Raw genomic sequence first — 19,049 nt, 5'->3', positions numbered from 1 at the left:
GGGGGTTTGATCGGTGGGGTTGAAGCCGATGAAGGTGGTGGTGGCCAGTGCGAGGGCGGTGAAGCCAAGGGCTGTGATGGTCAGTGCGGTGGTGTTGGGGTGTTTGGTGGTGATGAGCGGGGTGAGTAGGGCGATGGTGAGGCCGTAGGTGGCTAGGACGTCTCCGGAGAAGAGGAAGTTGTGGAGCAGGCCTATGAGGGTAAGAGCGGCGGCGCGGCGGTAGAGGATGGTGGGGGTTGTGGTTGCTCGGCTGGCGATGGTGGCGATGTCGAATCCGACGAGGATGGAAAAGAGGGGATAGGCGCGTGCGTCGATGAAGAGTCCGCGGATGAGGACCCATAGTTCGTTGGGTCCGATGGTGGGGGTGGTGTTGGTGGGGGGTGCGGGGCCCAGCTGGTGGCGTTGGCTAGGGCGATGAGTAGGAGCATGGCGCCGCGGGCGATGTCGGGTGTGGGCAGGCGGCGTGGCGTCATGAGGAAAGGGTAGTGAGGGGGTTTGGCTCAGGGTTGGGGTGGGGGTGCCGACGTGATGTCGGTCTGCCGTTGGTGGGCTGTGTTGTGTTGGGTGTCTCCGTTGGGGGCGTGAGTTGGGAGCGGGTTGTTTTGGTCAGTAGTGAGGTTGTGGCGCGGCGGGGTTCGGTGGTGCGGTTGCCGTCGGTGCGGGGGATGCGTGTGGTCAGTGAGGGTGTGTATGGGGTGGCGTTGGAGTCGGTGATCTCGTCGTTGGTTTCTGGTCTGCGGGTGTCGGGGCGTGCGGGGCGGGTGAGTGTGACGGCGTGGTTGGTGGCGTTGGAGGGCCGTGGTGGTGTGGTGGTTGAGGTTGATGGTGTGGTGGTGGGGGTGTTGCCGGCGGGGCAGGCGCCGTTGTGGCGGGGGACGTTGTTGCGGGCTCAGCAGGAGGGGGTGCGGGTCTCCTGTGAGGGGGTGGTGACCTTTGGTGAGGGGCCTGGTTTTGTGCCGGTATTGTCGTTGCGGGTGGTGGAGCCGGAGCATTTGCGGTTGATGTTGGGTGCTCCTGAGGGTGTGGAGCCGTTGGTGCCGGAGTGTGTGGTGACGGTTCCGGCGCGGTCGATGAGTGCTGAGGCGGTGGCTCGGGTGGCGCGTGAGGTGGTGGAGTGGGTGACGTTGCATCCGACGACGTTGAGTTGTGGTCGGCATGTGGGGGAGCCGGGTGTTGAGGTGCGGGTTGCTGGGGAGCGGGTGGGTGAGTTTTCGTCGTTGTCTAGTGCCCGGTACCGCCCGGTGGTGGATGCGTTGGTGCAGGTGGAGAAGACTCCGTTGGCGCGTGCTCGCCTCCGGGACGGTACCGGTGAGTTGGAGGTGTTGTTGCCTCGGGTTGGGGGTTAGGTGGCCGGTTGGGTGAAGTTGTTTGCCCGGCGTTTGTGTTCGTCGAATTCGGTGTCGATGGTGGGGTTGGGTTTGTGGGTGGCCAGGCTGATGGCGCAGGCGATGAGGAGGTGTCCGAGGAAGCCGGGGATGATCTCGTAGATGTCGAAGATTCCGCCGCTGAGGGGTCGCCAGATGGCTACGAGGGTGGCGCCGGTGATCATGCCGGCGAGGGCTCCTGCGGTGGTGAGTTTTCGCCAGTAGAGGGATAGCAGGATGGTGGGGCCGAAGGCGGCGCCGAATCCGGCCCAGGCGAAGGCGACGAGTTCGAGGATGGTGGATTTGGGGTCTAGGGCTAGGAGCGCGGCGATGACGGATACGGCTAGGACGGCGAGGCGTCCGAGGCGTACGTAGTGGCTGTCGTGGTGGGGTGTTTTTCCGAGGGCTTTGTAGATGTCTTCGATGAGTGCTGAGGAGGTGACGATGAGTTGGCTGGCGATGGTGCTCATGATGGCGGCCAGGACTGCGGCGAGCATGAATCCGGCGATGAGGGGGTGGAAGAGGAGTTGGCCTAGGCGGATGAAGACGGTTTCGGGGTTGGTGATGGCTAGGTCGGGGTTGCGGCTGAAGTAGGCGATGCCGACGAGGCCGGTGATGATTGCGCCGCCGACGGAGAAGAGCATCCAGCCGATGCCGATGCGGCGTCCGGCGATGGCTTCGGCGGGGCTGCGTAGGGCCATGAAGCGGGTGACGATGTGGGGTTGTCCGAAGTAGCCCAGGCCCCAGGCGAGTGAGGAGATGACGCCGATGGTGGTGGCGCCGTGGGTGAAGGACAGGGCGGTGGGGTTGGCTGCGTTGATTTCGGTGGTGAAGTTGCCGGTGCCGATGGCGATGAGTGCGGCGATGGGGACGGCGATGAGGGCCAGGACCATCATGAGACCTTGGACGAAGTCGGTGTAGGAGACTGCGAGGAAGCCGCCGAAGAGGGTGTAGGTGACGGTGACGGCGGCGATGATGAGCATGCCGGTGAGGTAGTCGGTGCCGAAGGAGCTTTCCATGAAGGTGCCGCCGGCGACCATTCCGGAGGAGACGTAGAAGGTAAAGAAGATGAGGATGATCAGGCCTGAGGCGATGCGTAGAGCGTGGCTGTGGTCGCGGAGGCGGTTTTCTAGGAAGCTGGGGACGGTGATGGAGTCTCCGGAGACTTCGGTGTAGGCGCGTAGTCGTGGGGCGATGAGTTTCCAGTTGATCCAGGCGCCGAGGGTCAGGCCGACGGCGATCCAGGCTTCGACGAGGCCTTTGAGGTAGATGGCTCCTGGTAGGCCCATGAGGAGCCATCCGGACATGTCGGCGGCGCCGGCGGATAGGGCTGCGACGGCGGGGTGGAGGTCGCGCCCGCCGAGCATGTAGTCGCCGAGGTCGTTGGTGCGGTGGTAGGAGTACCAGCCGATGCCTAGCATTGCTGCCAGGTAGATCACCATGGCGACGATTTGGAACGCGGTGTCGGTCATTGCGTCAAAGTAGCTCAGGTGATTATCGGTTTTGGTGTGGTTTGGGTGTTGAGTTACGCAGATTTGTGAGCAAAGTCGCAGTGCAGATGAGGTTTTGGTCTTCGTCTGTGATGCTGATGTGGCAGGTAGCAGTGTTGCGGCTGTAAGCGATTGGTGTTGCTGTTGCGGTGATGTTGCCGTGGGCGGCGGCGCGGTGGTGTGTTGCGTTGATATTGACTCCCACAGCGATGCGGTTGGGGCCAGCTAGATGCATGGCCAGGGCGGAGCCGACGGTTTCGGCCAGGGTGGCTGATGCTCCGCCGTGGAGGAGACCGTAAGGCTGGGTGTTGCCTTCGACGGGCATGATGGCGGTGAAGCGGGTGGGGATTGCTTCGGTGAAGGTGATGCCCATGCGGTGGCACAGGGCTCCTGAGCGATCGTTGAGGGTGTCCAGGTTGAGGGGGTCGAAGCTGTCGGGGTTGGTGGGCGTGTCGCTATGTGACATGGGCTCACGGTACGTGGGGTGGCGGGGTGAGCGAGGTTTCCGCTGAGCGGAAGGTTTGTGCGTGTGGATGAACGGGAGCCGCATAGTTGTATCGCCATGATCAGGTTGGACGTGGATGTGTCTGCATGTGCGGGCGGGTTGGGTATTCACTGGAAACCTGATAAACGTGAGCCACGTCACAGTCGACATTGATCCCGTTGTTTCACAGGTGAATTCATAGCGACTTCGGGGCGTGAACGCATCCGGGTAGCCGGGGCAAGCCTCGAAAACCACCCACCGGCCTTGTCGGGAAAACACAGAAAGAGTTCGGTTGTCGTTTATGGCGTATCTGGAGTCCGTAGACAATTCGCTTCGCTTACTGGCACTGCTCAGCGATGGCCGGAGTGTGACGGTCACCGCGGTAGCCCACGAACTCGGCGTGGCACCGTCGACCGCACACCGACTCTTATCAACACTCATGTACCGACAATTCGCAGTCCAAGCCCCCGACCGCACCTACATGGCAGGCCCAGCCATGTTCCGTATGGGCGGAATGGTCGGAAACAGAGCAAGCCTGCTACGCCTAGCCCGACCCATCGTGCGCGAAGTCGCACACGCTCTCGAAGAATCAGCCTTCCTAGGCATCCTCGTCGAACGAAACCTCCACGTCCTCATCTCCGAATCAGCAACACCCACCCGCGTCGAAAAACCACTCCTGACCGCCCACGAAAGCGCCGGCGGAAAAGCACTCCTGGCCGGCATGAACAACACCGACCTCGAAAACCTCTACCCCCACACCGGGCTACCAGACCTCAACATCACCCCCACCGACATCCACAGACTCAAAGAAGAACTCGAATCCACCCGACGCCGCGGCTACGCCCTCCACCGATTCAACGAAAACCCACCCACCATCTCCATCGCCATGCCCATACTCGGCGCAGACCGCACCGCCTTGGGATCACTCATCGTCGCCATGCCCATGTCCCACTACTCCACCGGCCGCCTAGCCCCCACCCTCACCCACATGCGCCACGGCGCCGAACGCATCACCGAATCCCTACGTACCCTACGAACCCCAGAACCAAACCCCGTCACCATCCGCCGCTAGTTTGTCCCCATGGCGACGCGTCGAAACCACCACCCCCACGCCTTCGACCGCACCGACCTGCAATGGCTAGACCACTGGGACGACACCCACCTACGCAACCGCTACGGAACCACCACCCTCCAACGCGCACACTCCTACGCCCACCTCAACAAAGTCACCGACCTATGGACCGACGGCCACACCACCATCGGCGCCCTCGTCACCGGAAACTGCCCCGAACCCTACGAAACACACATCCGCCACCACACACACGACACCACCACCTGGCTCACCTGCACCTGCACCTGCCCCCTACGCAAAGACTGCAAACACACCCTCGCCACCATCATCACCGCCCGCAACACCCGCACCCGCCCCGGCAACGAAAACATCAACCTCGGCAGAACAACCACCCCCACCCCACCCGAAACACCCCCAACCGCCACCCCCGAATGGGAACAACTCCTCCACCCCCTCACCACCACCCAACGCACCCCCACCCCCACCACCCACCACACCCCCGCAGCCCTACGCTTCACCCAAGCCCGCCCCACCTATAAACGCTTCGGCGCCACCACACCCACCACCACCCCAGACATCACCATCCGACCCATGAAAAAAGGCCCCTCAGGCCGCTGGGTCAAAACCGGCATCACCTGGGAAAACCTCGACAACCACCGCAACACCCTCATCCCCAGCCACTACAACGCCCTCATAGCCATCCGCCGCCTGCGCCTAACCAACCGCTACTCCTACCAAAACATCCCCGACGAACTCCCCCTAGCCACCCTCGGCGAAAACATCTGGCCCGCACTCACCGCCGCCACCAACGCAGGCATCGACCTCATCGGCCACGAACTACCCACCCCCCACATCCTCACCACCCCCGCCACCGTGCACATGCACGCCACCCCCGCCCAACCCACCACCCCCACCGACATCCTCCTCAACCTGCGCCTGCACCACCATGAACTCAACCTCAACGAAAACCTCCCCGGCGCCCTCACCACCCCCACCCCACCCACCACATACCCCTGGCTCATCGGCACATCCCCCCACGGAATGGCCCTATGGACCGACACCCAACTCCTCCTAGCCCCCCTCACCACACAACTCACCCCCACCATCGGCCAACTCGCCACCGGCCCCCTACCCATCCGCATCCCCGCCACCGACATCCCCCGATTCACCACCCACTTCCTACCCGCCCTACGCCAACACATCACCCTCACCACCGACACCACCATCAACCTGCCCCAAACCGAACACCCCACCCTGCACATCCACGCCCGCTTCACCACCAACCACCGCGTCACCCTGACCAGCACCATCACCTACGGCAACACCCCCGCCACCACCTACCCCCACCGCGACACCACCGCCGAACAACACCTCATCAACACCATCCCCACCACCAAAACACCCCCAGGATTCATCACCAACACCGCCGGACACCCCACCCTCACCCCCACCCAGTCTTACAGCGGCACCGACCTCATCACCGTCGCCACCCAACTCCTACCCACCCTCACCACCCTGCCCAACATCCACATCACCACCGAAGGAAACCCACCCGAATACCACCCCACCCCCAGCACCCCCACCATCGAATTCCGCATCGACGACCACCTCGGCACCACCAGCCCCGCTCGCGGCGCCCAACGCCTCAAACACACCGACTGGTTCAACCTCGGCATCACCGTCCGCGTCGAAAACCACACCATCACCTTCACCGAACTCTTCCGCGCCCTCGCCACCGGCGAAACCCACATCATGCTCCCCAACGGCGCCTGGTTCCCCCTGGACCTACCCGAACTCACACAACTACGCACACTCATCGACGAATCCCGCCACCTCATCGACCCTGACCGCACCACCCTGCACATCACCCCAGCCCACCTAGGCCTCTACGAACACCTCACCGCACTAGGCATCATCACCCACGAAGCAACCACCTGGCGCGAACGCATCAACACCCTCACCACCCCCCACGCCACACCCCAACTACCAGCCACCCTCCACGCCAACCTACGCCCCTACCAAATCCACGGATACACCTGGATGCGCCGCCTCTGGAACGCCAAACTCGGCGGCATCCTCGCCGACGACATGGGACTAGGAAAAACCCTCCAAGTCCTCGCCGCCGCCGCAGCCGCACACGACAACGGCGAACTCGACAACAACCCCCTCCTGGTCATCGCCCCCACCAGCGTCGTCAACACCTGGGTAAACGAAGCAACCACCTTCACCCCCGACCTACGCATCACCACCCTGACCACCACCGGCAAATCCAAACACACCATCACCGACCGCATCGCCGACGCCCACCTGGTCATCACCACCTACACAATCGCCCGCATCGACGAGAAAGAATTCGCCCAAATCCCCTGGAGCGGCATGATCCTCGACGAAGCCCACATCGCGAAAAACCACCAATCCAAAACCTACAGCGCACTACGCCACATCAAAGCCCCCATCCGATTCGCCATCACCGGCACCCCAGTCGAAAACTCCCTCATGGACCTATGGGCATTACTGTCCATCACCTCACCAGGCCTCCTACCCGACCCCGCAACCTTCACCGACACATACCGCCGCCCCATCGAAGAAGGCACCGACCCCACCCGCGCAGAACACCTCCTCAAACGCATCAGCCCCATGCTGCTACGCCGCACCAAAGAAGACGTCGCCGCCGACCTGCCACCCAAACAAGAACAAACCGTGCGTGTAGCGCTCGCACCAGCACACCGACGCGCTTACGACACCCGCCTAGCCCGAGAACGCCGCCGTGTCCTCAAACTCAGCGAAGACATGGCCCGCAACAAAGTAGCGATCTTCTCGTCATTGACGATGCTGCGTCAGCTCGCCCTAGCACCAGCATTAGTCGTCCCCGATGACCCAGCTATGACGTCAATATCTTCAACAAAGATCGACGTACTCGTGGACCTGCTCCGCGAAGTCATCGACGGAGGTCACCGAGCCCTGGTGTTCAGCCAATTCACTCGATACCTACACATGGTGCAGACACGGCTGCGCGACGAAAAAATCACAACAACATACCTAGATGGGGCAACCCGGAACCGCGCCGCCGTCATCGAAGAATTCCGTGAGGGTGATGCGCCCGTGTTCCTTATCAGCCTCAAAGCAGGCGGAGTCGGACTCACCCTCACCGAAGCCGATTACGTGTTCTTAATGGACCCCTGGTGGAACCCCGCTGCTGAACAACAAGCGATCGACCGTACGCACCGTATCGGCCAACACCGTCAAGTGATGGTGTACCGACTGGTCGCCACAGACACCATTGAGGACAAAGTGATCGCCCTGGGAGAGCACAAACGCCACATCGCAGACACAATCCTCAACGATCCAGCTTCACTGCGCGGCGCACTCACCGTCGAAGACCTACGCAACCTTCTCGACTGAAACGACCAACAACAGATCAGGCCTCGATGAAACTGACCCAGTTCGCGCCGGCCCCAACCTGCGCAGACCCAATATCGAGCAGCGATCCTTCTTCACTCACGCGGTATAGCCGCGCTGTCGTCGATTTTTCTCCCACTGCCACCACAAACTGGCCATCTGGCGTCACACCGAAGCCACGAGGCTGCTTTTCCGTGGTAACTATGTCCACCACCTGACCCAAAACACCCTGCTCATCCCTGCTAATCACCGCCAACGTCGAGGCATTCCGCTCCGATGCCAATAGCCAGCTACCCGCAATATGCACATCCGCACCCCACACCAGCCCCTCTGCCAACGGGTCGGCCCCAAACCGGCTGTGCCGCAACCCTGAATCAGGGCGCACCTGCAACATCGCCTCACCTGGCGACAGCGCACCATCTACTCCCACCGAAAGGCGCATCACTTCACCAGAAAACTCTGTCACCACATACGCGTTATCGCCATCAACTACCAGATGGCGAGGCCCGCTACCGAAAGGCAACACCACGGTTTCCCCACCCAAAGCCACCAGTGACCCATTGGGCAACAACTGATACTGCGCCACCAAATCATCACCCAGCGCAACGAAATACACCCGGTCACCCACTACCCGGCTGCAGTGCACGTTCGCGAACTCCACCCGGGAGGTTTGCTCACCAATCACCCCATCGCGCACCCGCCATACAGCACCAAAACCACCGTGGTAGCTGGCCCCCACAAGAAATTCACCATCATCAGACAGGTCTAGATACGCCAGACTTGCATCGACATCGAACCGGTGCAGTTCAGTCAGCGCGCCGCAGGAGCGGTCCAGCTCAAGCACCGCAATACCAGCCTGGTCTTTGTCTGTAGCGGGCTTATATGTCGTGTACACCAAGTCACGACGCGCATCGACCGCGATAGTCGAGTTTCCTTTACCGCCTGGGCTTGTCGCAAGCACATCCATCGCCGCGGCAGAACCATCCTCACGTGGAGTCAGTCGCAAAGTCGAGATGGTGCCATCACCAGCATTGGCTGTGAGAACCAGGTATGTCATGCAACCAGGCTATGCCGCCCCAGCAACTCTTTGTGCTCATCCAACATCTGATGATGCAAGAACAGAACGAGATTGGAGCTGCTCAGCAGCTCCAATAGGTCAGCATCTTGGCCCAGCCGCCCATATGGTGCAGTACCTCATGGGCGCCCACATGGTCTTGGGCGACAAGAACATCAACCTTGCCGTCAAAACACCGATTCACAAGAGTTCGTACCCGATTCGCGTGCGGCCAGAACGTGATCACCTGCATCGAATTCCAGTTATTTCGCTGCGCCATCTGCGAGAAGTTCTGCGCCTCACCGCGCGTGGTGTAAGGCGAAGGAACAAAGCATTCAACCGGGTAAGGCTGCTTCTGGTTGCAGATGGTTACGCCTTGACGGCGTTCTTGACCAGCAAAAGTCGCCACAACTAGGGTGCGGGCTTTCCCTTCGCGCATGAGCTTGTCAGCTAAAGCAACTCGTCCCGGAAACGGGGGTCCTACGACGAGGATCGCATCCGATGTTGTGGGCTCATCAGCAACAGGAAAGAAAACAAGGCCAGCGGGGACAGCCACGATGAGGGCCAGCGCAGCAGCGACAACGGCCGCGATGATGCGTTTGATGCGCAGGCGAGGTGGCATCGGGGCGCTTCTCCTTTGCTTGCAGGTCAGGCTGGAGCTGGTTCGGGGTCTTCAGTGATGCCGATGACGTTACCGGCAGGGTCAGAGACCCTGGCAATGAGACGTCCACCACCCACATCGAACGGGGTAGTCAAAACGGTTCCGCCGTTGTCGGCGAGGATTCGCAGCAGATTGGTGATGTTCTCGGTGGACCAGTAGGGGGTGATTCCTTTGGGGGAGGGGGTGCCGTGAGGATCAAGGCCAAGGTGCATGTTTTCGATTTGGAAACCGACGTATTCGTCGTTGGTGACTACGGGGTCGGTTCCAGTGAGAGCGGCGTAGAAGGAACGGGAGGCAGCTAGGTCAGGAGCAGGGACGATGGTCACGTGGAAGCCGAGCATGGTGGTCCTTCCTTCTCGCTGCCGCGGGGTGTGTTTCTGCATTCCTCATCGGGCAGGTGGCGGTGGATCGCTGGAGTTTGGGTGCCCTTTGTTGGGGCATGGGTGTTTAACCCGTGCGGTGGGTCAGGAGGAGCCAGATCGCCGGGGGAGAGGTCAGGATTGGCTGGTTCCGGGGTCGATGGCGGGGATTGTGCCGGTGCTGAGGGCGATGATGAGGCCGATGGCTAGGGCGATGCGGTAGATAACGAAGGGGGTGAAGTTGTGGGTGGAGACGTAGCGCAGCAGCCATGCGATGACGGCGTATCCGATGAAGAAAGACACGGTTGTGGCGCCCATGATGGGGCCCCAGGCTGGTGGGGTTGGGTCAGAGCTGATATCGAACAGTTGTTGGAAGCCTGAGGCTAGGACGGCGGGCACGGCTAGGAGGAATGAGTAGCGGGTGGCTGCTTCGCGGCTGTATCCCATGAGGAGTCCGCCGGAGATGGTGCCGCCGGAGCGGGAAACGCCGGGGATGAGTGCGCAGGCTTGCCAGAGTCCGTAGCGGAGCCCGTCGCTGATGGTGAGGTTGGTGAGGTCTTTGGTTTGGCGTGCGTTGCGGTCAGCGAACCAAATGACAGCGGAGAAGACGATTAGCATTGTTGCGGTGACCCAGAGGCTGCGGAAGGGGCCTTTGATGAGGTCAGATAGGACGATGCCCAGGGCACCGATCGGGATGGAGCCGACGATGACGAGCCAGCCCATGCGGGCGTCGGGGTCGGAGTGGGGGATTTTTCCGGTGACGGCTTTGCACCAGCGTTTGGCGATACGGCCGATGTCTTTACGGAAGTAGAGGAGGACGGCGGCTTCGGTGCCGAGCTGGGTGATGGCGGTGAATGCTGCGCCGGGGTCTTTGCCGAAGAAACGGCCGGCGAGGGACACGTGTGCGCTGGAGGAGATGGGGAGGAATTCGGTGAGTCCTTGTACGACGCCGAGAGAGAGCGCTTGGCCCCAGTCCATACGTGTCCTTACGGGTTGGGTGTTTGGTGGGTGATGGCGGCGCCTGTGAGGTTGTTGTTTGGGGGCGCCGCCTGTGCAGGATGCTAACAATCGTGCCGGTGGGGCAGGGCTGGTGGTGTTAGGCCAGGGCTTGGGCCATCGCTTTTCCTGCTTGTCGGCCGGAGAATAGGCACCCGCCTAGGAAGGTGCCTTCGAGGGCGTTGTATCCCATCATGCCGCCGCCGCCGAATCCGCTGACTTCTCCGGCTGCGTAGAGGCCGGGGACTGCTGTTCCGTCGTGGCGTAGGCAGCGTCCTTGGAGGTCGGTTTCGAGGCCGCCGAGGGTTTTGCGGGTGAGGACGTGTAGGCGCACGGCGATGAGGGGGCCGTTGGCTGGGTTGCTGAAGGCGTGGGGTGCGGCGGTGCGTAGGACGCGGTCTCCCCAGCCGCGGCGGTGTTCGCGGATGAAGGTGAGTTGGGTGTCTTTGGTGACTTCGTTGTTGAGTTCTCGGTCGCGGCAGGTGATGAGGTGGGCGAGGGTTTCTTCGTCGATGAGGCCGGTGCCGTTGGGGCCTGGTTCGAGGGTGTTCATGCCGGTGACGAGGTCGTGGATGGTGTCGGCGACGATGAAGTCGGCTCCGTGTTTTTTGAAGGCTTCGACGGGGCCGGGGGCGCCGCGGCTGGCGATGCGGGAGAGCATGAGCCCGATTTTTTGGTTGGTGAGGTCGGGGTTTTGTTCGGATCCGGAGAGGGCGAATTCTTTTTCGATGACTTTTTGGGTAAGAACGAACCAGCTGTGGTCGTATCCGGTGGTGCGCAGGTGGCGCAGGGTTCCGAGTGTGTCGAAGCCAGGGAAGTAGGGGGCGGGGAGTCGGTTTCCGGTGGCGTCGAGCCAGAGACTGGAAGGGCCGGGGAGAATACGGATTCCGTGGTTGGGCCAGATGGAGTCCCAGTTTTGGAGGCCTTCGGTGTAGTGCCACATGCGGTCGGGGTTGATGATGCGTCCGCCGCTGCGTTCGGTGATGGCGAGCATGCGTCCGTCGACGTGTGCGGGGACGCCGGTGACCATGTGTTTTGGTGGGGTGCCGAGGCGTTGTGGCCAGGCGCGGCGGACGAGGTCGTGGTTGCCGCCGATGCCGCCGGAGGAGACGAGTACGGCGGGTGCGTGGAATTCGGTTTCGCCGGTGATGTCGCGGTTGGTGGCGGCGCCGCGGGGGGCGTCGTCGGGGGCGAGGATGGCGCAGCGGACGCCGGTGACGGCTCCGTTGGTGGTGATGAGTTCGTCGACGCGGTGGCGGAAGGCGAAGCGGATGCGGTCGTTTTTGGCGTGTTTGCGGATGCGGCGTTCGAAGATTTTGACCAGGGCGGGGCCGGTGCCGCGGGTGATGTGGAAGCGGGGGACAGAGTTTCCGTGTCCTTCGGCGCGGCCGTCGCCGCGTTCGGCCCATCCGACGATGGGGAAGATGCGGTGTCCGAGGGATCGGAGCCAGGCGCGTTTTTCACCGGCGGCGAAGTCGAGGTAGGCGTTGGCCCATTGGCGTGGCCAGTAGTCTTCTTCGCGGTCGAATTGTGCGCTGCCGAACCAGTCTTGGGTTGCTAGTTCGTGTGAGTCGTTGATGCCCATGCGGCGTTGTTCGGGTGAGTCGATGAAGAACAGTCCGCCGAGGGACCAGAAGGCTTGTCCGCCGAGGTTTTGTTCGCCTTCTTGGTCGATGATCAGGACGCGTCGGCCGGCATCTGCTGCTTCTGTTGCGGCTACGAGGCCGGCTAGTCCGGCTCCTACGACGATGATGTCCGCGTCCACGTTGTTATCTGCCTCTCGCCCAAATGTATTCGCTGCCTTTTTAGGCAGTTTCTGTCTGTTGGAACAGTAACCCCGTGGTTGGGTGCTGCTGGGTGAGGGTGTGGTGGCTGGTGGGCGTTGTGGGGGCGTTGATGTCTTCCTTGCAAACCCGAACCCCGCACAACATCGTCGGTTGAATGAGTCAGCTATGCAATGTTGACCGCGGTCATGAATAGAGTAACCATAATATTATGGTTACGAGCGCGCGAGTGGCGCGGCGCAAGGAGTCCACACGACAAAGGATCGTCGAAGCGGCGATGGCCCTGTTCCTAGCCCAAGGATTCGAACGGACGTCCGTGGCGCAGATCTCCGAGGCGGCCGACATCGGCAAGGGCACCTTCTTCACATACTTCGCAACGAAGCAGGACGTGCTGTCCTTCCTCGGCGAACAGGTCCTCGACACAATGAAAGCCGCAGATCGCCCCGAGGCAGCGGCACCCGAGCGACTGAGGTCCATCTTCGCTGCCGCCGCCGACTGGTTCGCAGCGAACGAGGAGCCAGCTCGGCAGATGTGCATCGCGTGCCTGTCCACGCTGACCAGCCGAGACGTGACATCCTCTCGCGAACCGCTCCTGCAACTGCTCGCCACGATCATTAGGGACGGGATGGCCGCCAATGAGCTCCGCCCTGTCAACCTCGACTCCGCAGTGATGCTGCTCGCCTCTGCCTACTTCGCTCCGGTTGCTGCCTGGGCCTGGAGCCAGAGCGACCGCCCCCTGGCAGACCAGTTATCGGCGCAACTGGAATTAGCGCTGTCAGCGCTGGCGGTCTAATGACCACCCCATCCCTGCATCCGAAGGGCGCCTTGACGACGGCCCTGCTGGGGATGGTGGCCTCCACGCTGCAACAAACCCTGCTGGCAACCGCGACACCAACGATCGTCACCGAGCTCGGACACCCCGCCTGTTACGCCTGGGTAACCAGCGCCTATCTACTGACGTCCACCCTTGTCCTGCCGGTCGCCGGGATCTTCACCGATCGCGTGGGAGCTTGGCGAATGTACGCCTGGGGATTGACAGTCTTCGGCATGGGCACATGCGGGGTCATGGCATCCACATCAATGGGCTCCCTCATCGCATGCCGTGCAGAGTCGTGATTTGCATGCTCAAGCATCTACCGGGTGCTCGCAGGGCGGGGCAAGGGGCCGGTGTCCGAGTGGTGTGCTGTCACGCAGAGCCGGTGGCCGGAAGGTCGAGGCGACGTTCGAAGTTAGGCGAGGAACCAGACCAGGGCGGACAGGCCGATGGTGGCGATGGGGAAAAACCATACCTGGTATCGGTATGCGCGTTCGGTCCAGCGGCTGGTGTGGGTGTCGTCGTCGAAGCGGCCGGTGCCGGTGAGGGGGTCGATGACCCGATCCTCGGCCGCTGACTCGGAGCGGCGTTCGAGGGCGACTGAGGCGATGAGGAGTGCCGCGGTCAGGGCCGCCGCGACCCAGATGGGGAGCTCGAATGCCCGAGCTGTGATGAGGGCCCCTGACGCCACTGCCACGGCCACGATGCCGCCCATCATCAGCGCTGCGATGACGAGGTGATCCACGACGGCCCGCAACGCCTTGGCTAGGAGGACGACGCCCAGGGTGAGAACAACTGCTTCGGTCAGGTTTCCCCACGTCACTGGAACCTCGCTGCCAACGCGCGCCGCCTTAGCCGTCGTGGGGCCGAGCCACAGTGCTATGAGGCCACAGGCGACCGGGGCGAGTACCGCCGCCCAGTCCCGTACGAGGGTCGTCGCCATCGCGTCGGGGCTGAACTCCAGGTTGCGCGCATAGGTGCGGGGATCGCCGAAAGCGTCGGGAAGGGACTCACCGGCCTCGGTGGCGTGAGATTCGGCAGCTGCGGCCGCATCGCCGATGGCGGCGCCGCCGACTCCGCGGAGTCGAAGCTCGATGACGAAATCGTCGATCCACTTCTGGTTGGCGCTCAGGGTGGTCATGTCCTCTCCTTGCTGATGAAGTCTGTGGTGTGTCGGGCGAACTCGGCCCAGCGTGTTGCCTCGTCATGGAATCGGGCCTCGCCGTCGGGGGTGAGGCGGAAATATTTGCGGCCGGGTCCGCCGTCGCCTTCGTGCCATTCGCTGACTACGTCACCGGAGGTTTCGAGGCGGGTGAGCAGGGGGTAGAGCGTGCCGCCTTTGATGTCGCCGAATCCGGCGTCGGTCAGGGCGGTGGAGATGGCATATCCGTAGGTGGGGCCGTCGAGGAGGACCCGTCGCACTGCCAGGGATAGCAGGCCGCGGAGCCAGTCGCTCGGCCAGGGTTGTTCGGCCATAACTAGACAGTACGCCTATGTAGTAAGTCTGTCTATTCAGATAGTCGGACTAGTTGTTTGGTGGCGTCGCCGTGTCATGCGTGTGGTCGTCATGGTTTCGTCACGTCGCTTCTGCCAGGGTGGTGGCATGACTGATCTGCACCGTTCCTCGTCAATGTCGAGTGATCCGGTCGTCATGGCCGTATCAGTGCTCGTCGGGGTGGCGTGGAGCGCCCTCCCGGACTACACGGACAGCCGTGTCACGCGACGCCTCGTCCGAGCCAGTCTCATCGCCGCGGCTGCCGGAGTCGTAGGAATCCGCTCTGCCACGCTGGACCGTGAGAAGGCGGCAGAGGGCGCCCGCCCCGAATCGGGGTCCAACGCTCAGGACGACTCCTCCGACGAAATGCAGATCGCCGCTTTGTGGGAACTCATCCCCGAGGCCTACCGCCCGGCAGTCGCCGTCGCTGCAGCCGCGACCGGCATCGGTGGACTCGCCGGTGGCATGGTGCTCGGACAGAAAACCGACGACGTGGTCGCAGGATGGTTCGCGCGTCGCGGCGTCAAACACCCCTACACGACGACCGGTCTTCTGTGGGGCGCGTGCGTTCCCCTCCTGAGTCTCCTCGACCAGGACTGACCCGGCCCCGCCCCGTTGCGTCCACGGCACAGAGTTCGGCCCCGTGGGCCGTGAGCTTGTTGTACAGCATCTTTGATGCGGGTTTCGTCTTGTGACAATGGTTTGTCGTGCAAGCGTTTCCCGTCCTGGGCCAGGGCGCAGGCGTGGTGTTCGCCTTTGCTGACGTCCAGGCCGAGGTACACCGCGTAAGAGCGGTCGAGTAGACCGTGCATCGCAACCTCCTGATGAGCGACGGACTTATGTTCCGCTGGTCACCAGTCGGGCGTCGGATGCCGGCACCTACGTCTGCGTTGAGACCTCACGAGCACTGTCGCGGGCCGTGTCCATACCAGCAGTCCAACGACGTCACCAGGCCCGGTTGGCGTCTCGCGGGGGATCATGCGTTCGACAGGGGCGATTAGTCATGCCGGGCCTGGAGGACGCCCCCTCATCATCGGGGCGCGAAGAAGGTAACGGTTCGTGTGGCGTTTCTTGGGTGTGGTTTTGAGTGAAACGTGTCGGGTTGGGGCGCCGGGAGTGGGTGGTGTCGCGGAAGATCGGAGTATGGCTGATTCTGTCATCGAGATCCGATCCGCCCGTGCCGATGAGATGCCTATCGTGGCGGCCGTGCTGGCGAGGGCGTTCGCCGATGATCCTGTGACCAGGGGGATGCTTGGCGGCGCGAAAAATCAGGAGCCGCTGTTCAGCGCGTGGATGGAGCGTCTGTTGCCGCAGCATCACCTGAGGCGAGGGGCTATCGACGTCGCCGTCGAGGACGGGACGGTCGTGGGTGCGGCGGCGTGGCTGGCGCCGGGGGAACTCGACTTGTCCGTGCGGGAACGGGCCCGGATCTACGGGCCTCTCGTGCCGGCGTTGGGGTGGCGCATCGCCACTATCTTCGTTCAGGAGGTCCGCGATGCTCGGACACACCCGAGCACCCCGCACTGGTATCTGCATTTCATGGGAGTGACCACGCCGGGGAAAGGTATCGGAGGCATGCTCCTGGATCACGGCATCGACCGCGCTGGTCAATACCCCTGCTATCTCGAGGCCACTACTCCTGGCAGCGTCCGCTTGTACGCCCGCAAGGGGTTCGTTGACATCGGTACCTCAGCGGCAGCTGGTGGCGCTGAGGCGCAGGTTCGTATGTGGCGCAGCGCTGGGTGATCAGGAGGTTTGGGCTGATCGGCGCCGTTTCGCGGCGTGGCGGCGACGTTGGGCGATGGTGATTCCGCGGGCAGCAGTGGATCCGAGCATGATGCCCAGTGCGATGGAGGAGAAGATCTCCGCGGACATGAGAAGCGTCGCGCCGGCAGTGGCGGGGGCGAGTCCGAGTTGTGCTACCGACACCAGGCCCAGGGAGCCGGGCACGAGCAGCCAGAACGCGGGTAGGAAGATGACGAGGCGGGGAAGCTGTGGCCGGTAGAGCTCGATGATGGCGGCGCCGAAGCTGGCAACCATCGCGCCGAGCAAGGCACCGAACCACGGCGCTCCCGAGAGGTTCTGGCCGATCATCTGGGCGGTCAAGGTGATTGTCAGCATGAAGGCGATCCAGCCGATGAGGCGCGGTGGGACGGACTCCATCGCGCTGATGCCGACCGTCAGGAGCAGAACACCGACGAATGGCGCCCACAAGCCGAGGTCACCGCGGGTGCTTGTGTCGAGTAGCGATGGTGGGATGCGCAGGATCCATGCTGCCCCCGCGATACCCAGTGAGAAGAGGAGTAGCTGGCCCGCGCCGAACACGAGTCGGGAGGTTCCTGCCGTCATGGCGCCGCTGGCGAGTTCGGAGATGCCGGTGGTGATGAGCGCCCCGGGCAGGAGGACGGCGATCGGTGGCAGCAGACTGCGGATGGGATTGTCGATGAGGCCAGCCATCGCGGCTCCGAAGGCACCGACGGCGACGAGGAACGCGACGAGGAACGGGAGCATGGCTCCCAGGGCGGCGCGCCCACGGGACGCGCGCATGAGGGTGGCGGTGACCTGGCCTGCGAGGACGGCGAAGAGGATGCTTGGCCAGGCGGGTTGGAGAATGAGGGCGATGCCGGCGCCGACGCAGAGCATGCCGCCGTTGAATTCGCCGAAGCCGTACCTGTGTGGCATGGCGCGCAGGCGGGAGAGGCGTTCGAGGGCGTCGGTGGGGGTGAGGTCGCCGCGCATGAGTCCGGCTCGGATGTCGTGGACGTCGGCGCTTTGGTCTAGGCGCAGGGTGCCTTCGACGGTCTCGAATGTGGCAGGTGTTCCTCCGCCGAGGGAGAGGATGATGCCGGTGGGGGATGCCGTCACTTGGACGCCGGTGTGTCCTAAACGTGTCGCGAGGCGGCGGATGTCGGCTTCCACCTCGTGGACGGGTTGGCCGCCGGCAACGGCGGCAGCGGCCAGGTAGGTGAGGAGTCGGCGCAGCTCGGTGTCGGCAAGGGGGGCGGGCGGCTGCATGGGGTCCTCTCCTGGCAGGGACGTGAGGGGGTGGCCCGGGCAGGGCCGGGGCGAGCTGATGTTGGTTCTGTTCCAGGGTAGGGAGGTGGGAGCGGTGAGGGGGTATTGGGGTGTGGTCGTGTTCTGTGTGGGGTCTGGAGGGCAGGGGTCACCGGTTGGCGGTGGAGATGTGTGTGAACAGCACCGATGAAGCATCTAGGGTGTCGAGCAGGGCGGCTCCTTCCAGGGAGCTCCCGGCGCAGGTGGTGATGCGTGCCTGAGGGAAACGGTCCCGGACCTGGGCTTGCACGCTGGCGCGGATGAGGTTGCTGGTGAATACGTTGCCTGCGGTGCACACGGCAGGGTCGGTGCGGTTGTCTTCTCCTACGCGGTGCAGTGCAGTGATAGTTGAGTGCGCTAGCTGTGTGGCTGCTTCTTCACAGATGGTGCGGCACACCGCATCTGTTGCGGCTAGCTCAGCTGTGGTTTTCGCCCATGCGGCGATACGTCGCACTCGATCGGGATCGGACTGGAGCTGCACGTATGCGCTGCCCAGATCAGGAAACGTGTCCTGCACGAGGGAGGTTAGGGCAGTGTGTGGGCCACGCCCATCAAAGTCACGCAGTACGGCTTCAAGAGCGGCGCGGCCTATCCAATAGCCGGATCCGGCATCGCCGAGCAGATGCCCCCACCCATCGACGCGGGCGAGGCCGTGGCGTCCTGCTGCGATTGTGACTACTCCTGTGCCTGCAGCAGTGACTACTCCTGTGGTGTTTCCTACTGAGCCCAGGTAGCTGGTGATTGAGTCATGAGCGAGCCGAACCTCGGTGACAGCAGCGGGTAGCAGTGTCAGTAGTTGATTGGCGGTGTCATTGGTGCTGATTCCAGAGGCGCCTACCAGCACCCGGGTTGGGCTGGTTAGTGGCAGCGAGGAGATGATCGCGGCGATCTGGGATAGTGCTGGCGCTGAAGAGGTGATGCCGGGCCGTTCATGCTGGGTGATTAAGCCTTCATGGCTGGTTAGGCGGCAGCGCGTCCCAGACTGTCCTACGTCAAGGGCCACGGTGGTGGCGGTCATAAGTG

Annotated in this window: 20 protein-coding genes; 7 read left to right on the top strand and 13 right to left on the bottom strand. The window is 62.9% G+C overall.

All coding sequences use genetic code 11. The features are described from left to right. Window positions 1–191: 191 nt before the first annotated feature. The gene (locus DXZ77_RS12495) at window positions 192–473 is read right to left on the bottom strand and encodes a hypothetical protein (protein WP_258553260.1); all 282 of its coding nucleotides are present in this window, start codon (window positions 471–473) and stop codon (window positions 192–194) included. A 108-nt stretch (window positions 474–581) separates the two neighbouring features. Here DXZ77_RS12495 and DXZ77_RS11890 point away from each other — a divergent pair, with 108 nt between their 5' ends. Further along, window positions 582–1,346 carry a hypothetical protein gene (locus DXZ77_RS11890; protein ID WP_147279265.1) on the top strand — a complete coding sequence of 255 codons (765 nt, stop codon included), beginning with the start codon at window positions 582–584 and terminating at the stop codon, window positions 1,344–1,346. Here the strand turns inward: DXZ77_RS11890 and putP are convergent. After that, window positions 1,343–2,836: a sodium/proline symporter PutP gene (gene putP / locus DXZ77_RS09870; RefSeq protein ID WP_115031844.1), complete on the bottom strand. Its 1,494-nt coding sequence runs from the start codon at window positions 2,834–2,836 to the stop codon at window positions 1,343–1,345. The genes DXZ77_RS11890 and putP overlap by 4 nt on opposite strands. 22 nt (window positions 2,837–2,858) lie before the next feature. Further along, entirely contained in the window at window positions 2,859–3,320 is a 462-nt protein-coding gene (locus DXZ77_RS09865; RefSeq protein WP_115031842.1) for a PaaI family thioesterase, read from the bottom strand. 319 nt (window positions 3,321–3,639) lie between these two features. Here DXZ77_RS09865 and DXZ77_RS09860 point away from each other — a divergent pair, with 319 nt between their 5' ends. Together DXZ77_RS09860 and DXZ77_RS09850 are read left to right on the top strand one after the other, a co-directional pair. Further along, window positions 3,640–4,410, top strand: a complete 771-nt coding sequence (locus DXZ77_RS09860) for an IclR family transcriptional regulator (protein WP_115031840.1) — start codon at window positions 3,640–3,642, stop codon at window positions 4,408–4,410. A gap of 9 nt (window positions 4,411–4,419) precedes the next feature. Then, window positions 4,420–7,812 (top strand): DEAD/DEAH box helicase, encoded by a 3,393-nt coding sequence (locus DXZ77_RS09850; RefSeq protein WP_181816111.1) that lies wholly within the window; start codon window positions 4,420–4,422, stop codon window positions 7,810–7,812. 16 nt (window positions 7,813–7,828) lie between these two features. Here DXZ77_RS09850 and DXZ77_RS09845 read toward each other — a convergent pair whose 3' ends face one another. From DXZ77_RS09845 to DXZ77_RS09825, 5 genes are all read right to left on the bottom strand, one after another. Further along, a complete protein-coding gene (locus DXZ77_RS09845; protein ID WP_115031836.1) occupies window positions 7,829–8,866 on the bottom strand; it encodes a lactonase family protein in 1,038 nt (345 codons plus the stop codon). 82 nt (window positions 8,867–8,948) lie between these two features. Then, a complete protein-coding gene (locus tag DXZ77_RS09840) occupies window positions 8,949–9,485 on the bottom strand; it encodes a YdcF family protein (RefSeq protein ID WP_115031834.1) in 537 nt (178 codons plus the stop codon). Window positions 9,486–9,511: 26 nt separating this feature from the next. Further along, window positions 9,512–9,865, bottom strand: coding sequence for a VOC family protein (locus DXZ77_RS09835; protein WP_181816110.1), 354 nt, complete (start codon window positions 9,863–9,865; stop codon window positions 9,512–9,514). 153 nt (window positions 9,866–10,018) lie between these two features. After that, entirely contained in the window at window positions 10,019–10,861 is an 843-nt protein-coding gene (locus DXZ77_RS09830; protein WP_115031830.1) for an undecaprenyl-diphosphate phosphatase, read from the bottom strand. A gap of 118 nt (window positions 10,862–10,979) precedes the next feature. Continuing rightward, window positions 10,980–12,644 carry an FAD-binding dehydrogenase gene (locus DXZ77_RS09825; RefSeq protein ID WP_115031829.1) on the bottom strand — a complete coding sequence of 555 codons (1,665 nt, stop codon included), beginning with the start codon at window positions 12,642–12,644 and terminating at the stop codon, window positions 10,980–10,982. A gap of 230 nt (window positions 12,645–12,874) precedes the next feature. Here DXZ77_RS09825 and DXZ77_RS09820 point away from each other — a divergent pair, with 230 nt between their 5' ends. Both DXZ77_RS09820 and DXZ77_RS09815 read left to right on the top strand, forming a co-directional pair. Continuing rightward, window positions 12,875–13,456, top strand: a complete 582-nt coding sequence (locus tag DXZ77_RS09820) for a TetR/AcrR family transcriptional regulator (protein WP_115031827.1) — start codon at window positions 12,875–12,877, stop codon at window positions 13,454–13,456. Beyond that, the gene (locus DXZ77_RS09815; RefSeq protein ID WP_115031825.1) at window positions 13,456–13,779 is read left to right on the top strand and encodes an MFS transporter; all 324 of its coding nucleotides are present in this window, start codon (window positions 13,456–13,458) and stop codon (window positions 13,777–13,779) included. The genes DXZ77_RS09820 and DXZ77_RS09815 overlap by 1 nt, the downstream gene beginning before the upstream one ends. A 113-nt stretch (window positions 13,780–13,892) precedes the next feature. Here the strand turns inward: DXZ77_RS09815 and DXZ77_RS09810 are convergent, their stop codons facing one another. Then, entirely contained in the window at window positions 13,893–14,618 is a 726-nt protein-coding gene (locus DXZ77_RS09810) for a hypothetical protein (RefSeq protein ID WP_115031823.1), read from the bottom strand. Further along, the gene (locus tag DXZ77_RS09805) at window positions 14,615–14,953 is read right to left on the bottom strand and encodes a PadR family transcriptional regulator (RefSeq protein ID WP_115031821.1); all 339 of its coding nucleotides are present in this window, start codon (window positions 14,951–14,953) and stop codon (window positions 14,615–14,617) included. Before DXZ77_RS09805 ends, DXZ77_RS09810 begins: the two co-directional genes overlap by 4 nt. Before the next feature lie 127 nt (window positions 14,954–15,080). Here DXZ77_RS09805 and DXZ77_RS11885 point away from each other — a divergent pair, with 127 nt between their 5' ends. Further along, window positions 15,081–15,572 (top strand): hypothetical protein, encoded by a 492-nt coding sequence (locus DXZ77_RS11885; RefSeq protein WP_147279264.1) that lies wholly within the window; start codon window positions 15,081–15,083, stop codon window positions 15,570–15,572. Here DXZ77_RS11885 and DXZ77_RS12630 read toward each other — a convergent pair. After that, a complete protein-coding gene (locus DXZ77_RS12630; protein WP_115031817.1) occupies window positions 15,506–15,784 on the bottom strand; it encodes an IS110 family transposase in 279 nt (92 codons plus the stop codon). The genes DXZ77_RS11885 and DXZ77_RS12630 overlap by 67 nt on opposite strands. Before the next feature lie 331 nt (window positions 15,785–16,115). Between DXZ77_RS12630 and DXZ77_RS09790 the strand changes: the two genes are divergently transcribed. Beyond that, entirely contained in the window at window positions 16,116–16,718 is a 603-nt protein-coding gene (locus DXZ77_RS09790) for a GNAT family N-acetyltransferase (RefSeq protein WP_115031815.1), read from the top strand. Here the strand turns inward: DXZ77_RS09790 and DXZ77_RS09785 are convergent, their stop codons facing one another. Continuing rightward, entirely contained in the window at window positions 16,719–17,987 is a 1,269-nt protein-coding gene (locus DXZ77_RS09785; RefSeq protein ID WP_115031814.1) for a threonine/serine exporter family protein, read from the bottom strand. 148 nt (window positions 17,988–18,135) lie between these two features. After that, on the bottom strand, window positions 18,136–19,044 hold the full coding sequence (locus DXZ77_RS09780) for an N-acetylglucosamine kinase (RefSeq protein WP_115031812.1): 909 nt from the start codon (window positions 19,042–19,044) through the stop codon (window positions 18,136–18,138). Window positions 19,045–19,049: the final 5 nt, after the last annotated feature.

The sequence above is a fragment of the Dermatophilus congolensis genome, from assembly GCF_900447215.1.
Taxonomy (GTDB): domain Bacteria; phylum Actinomycetota; class Actinomycetes; order Actinomycetales; family Dermatophilaceae; genus Dermatophilus; species Dermatophilus congolensis_A.
Note: the sequence above shows the minus strand (reverse complement) of the source record. Positions and strands in the feature narration are given on the sequence as shown.

Coding starts and splice junctions, on each gene's coding strand:
- DXZ77_RS12495 (WP_258553260.1), bottom strand. CDS start 473: ATGACGCCACGCCGCCTGCCCACACCCGACATCGCCCGCGGCGCCATG.
- putP (WP_115031844.1), bottom strand. CDS start 2,836: ATGACCGACACCGCGTTCCAAATCGTCGCCATGGTGATCTACCTGGCA.
- DXZ77_RS09865 (WP_115031842.1), bottom strand. CDS start 3,320: ATGTCACATAGCGACACGCCCACCAACCCCGACAGCTTCGACCCCCTC.
- DXZ77_RS09860 (WP_115031840.1), top strand. CDS start 3,640: ATGGCGTATCTGGAGTCCGTAGACAATTCGCTTCGCTTACTGGCACTG.
- DXZ77_RS09850 (WP_181816111.1), top strand. CDS start 4,420: ATGGCGACGCGTCGAAACCACCACCCCCACGCCTTCGACCGCACCGAC.
- DXZ77_RS09845 (WP_115031836.1), bottom strand. CDS start 8,866: ATGACATACCTGGTTCTCACAGCCAATGCTGGTGATGGCACCATCTCG.
- DXZ77_RS09840 (WP_115031834.1), bottom strand. CDS start 9,485: ATGCCACCTCGCCTGCGCATCAAACGCATCATCGCGGCCGTTGTCGCT.
- DXZ77_RS09835 (WP_181816110.1), bottom strand. CDS start 9,865: ATGCTCGGCTTCCACGTGACCATCGTCCCTGCTCCTGACCTAGCTGCC.
- DXZ77_RS09830 (WP_115031830.1), bottom strand. CDS start 10,861: ATGGACTGGGGCCAAGCGCTCTCTCTCGGCGTCGTACAAGGACTCACC.
- DXZ77_RS09820 (WP_115031827.1), top strand. CDS start 12,875: ATGGTTACGAGCGCGCGAGTGGCGCGGCGCAAGGAGTCCACACGACAA.
- DXZ77_RS09815 (WP_115031825.1), top strand. CDS start 13,456: ATGACCACCCCATCCCTGCATCCGAAGGGCGCCTTGACGACGGCCCTG.
- DXZ77_RS09810 (WP_115031823.1), bottom strand. CDS start 14,618: ATGACCACCCTGAGCGCCAACCAGAAGTGGATCGACGATTTCGTCATC.
- DXZ77_RS09805 (WP_115031821.1), bottom strand. CDS start 14,953: ATGGCCGAACAACCCTGGCCGAGCGACTGGCTCCGCGGCCTGCTATCC.
- DXZ77_RS11885 (WP_147279264.1), top strand. CDS start 15,081: ATGACTGATCTGCACCGTTCCTCGTCAATGTCGAGTGATCCGGTCGTC.
- DXZ77_RS12630 (WP_115031817.1), bottom strand. CDS start 15,784: ATGCACGGTCTACTCGACCGCTCTTACGCGGTGTACCTCGGCCTGGAC.
- DXZ77_RS09790 (WP_115031815.1), top strand. CDS start 16,116: ATGGCTGATTCTGTCATCGAGATCCGATCCGCCCGTGCCGATGAGATG.
- DXZ77_RS09785 (WP_115031814.1), bottom strand. CDS start 17,987: ATGCAGCCGCCCGCCCCCCTTGCCGACACCGAGCTGCGCCGACTCCTC.
- DXZ77_RS09780 (WP_115031812.1), bottom strand. CDS start 19,044: ATGACCGCCACCACCGTGGCCCTTGACGTAGGACAGTCTGGGACGCGC.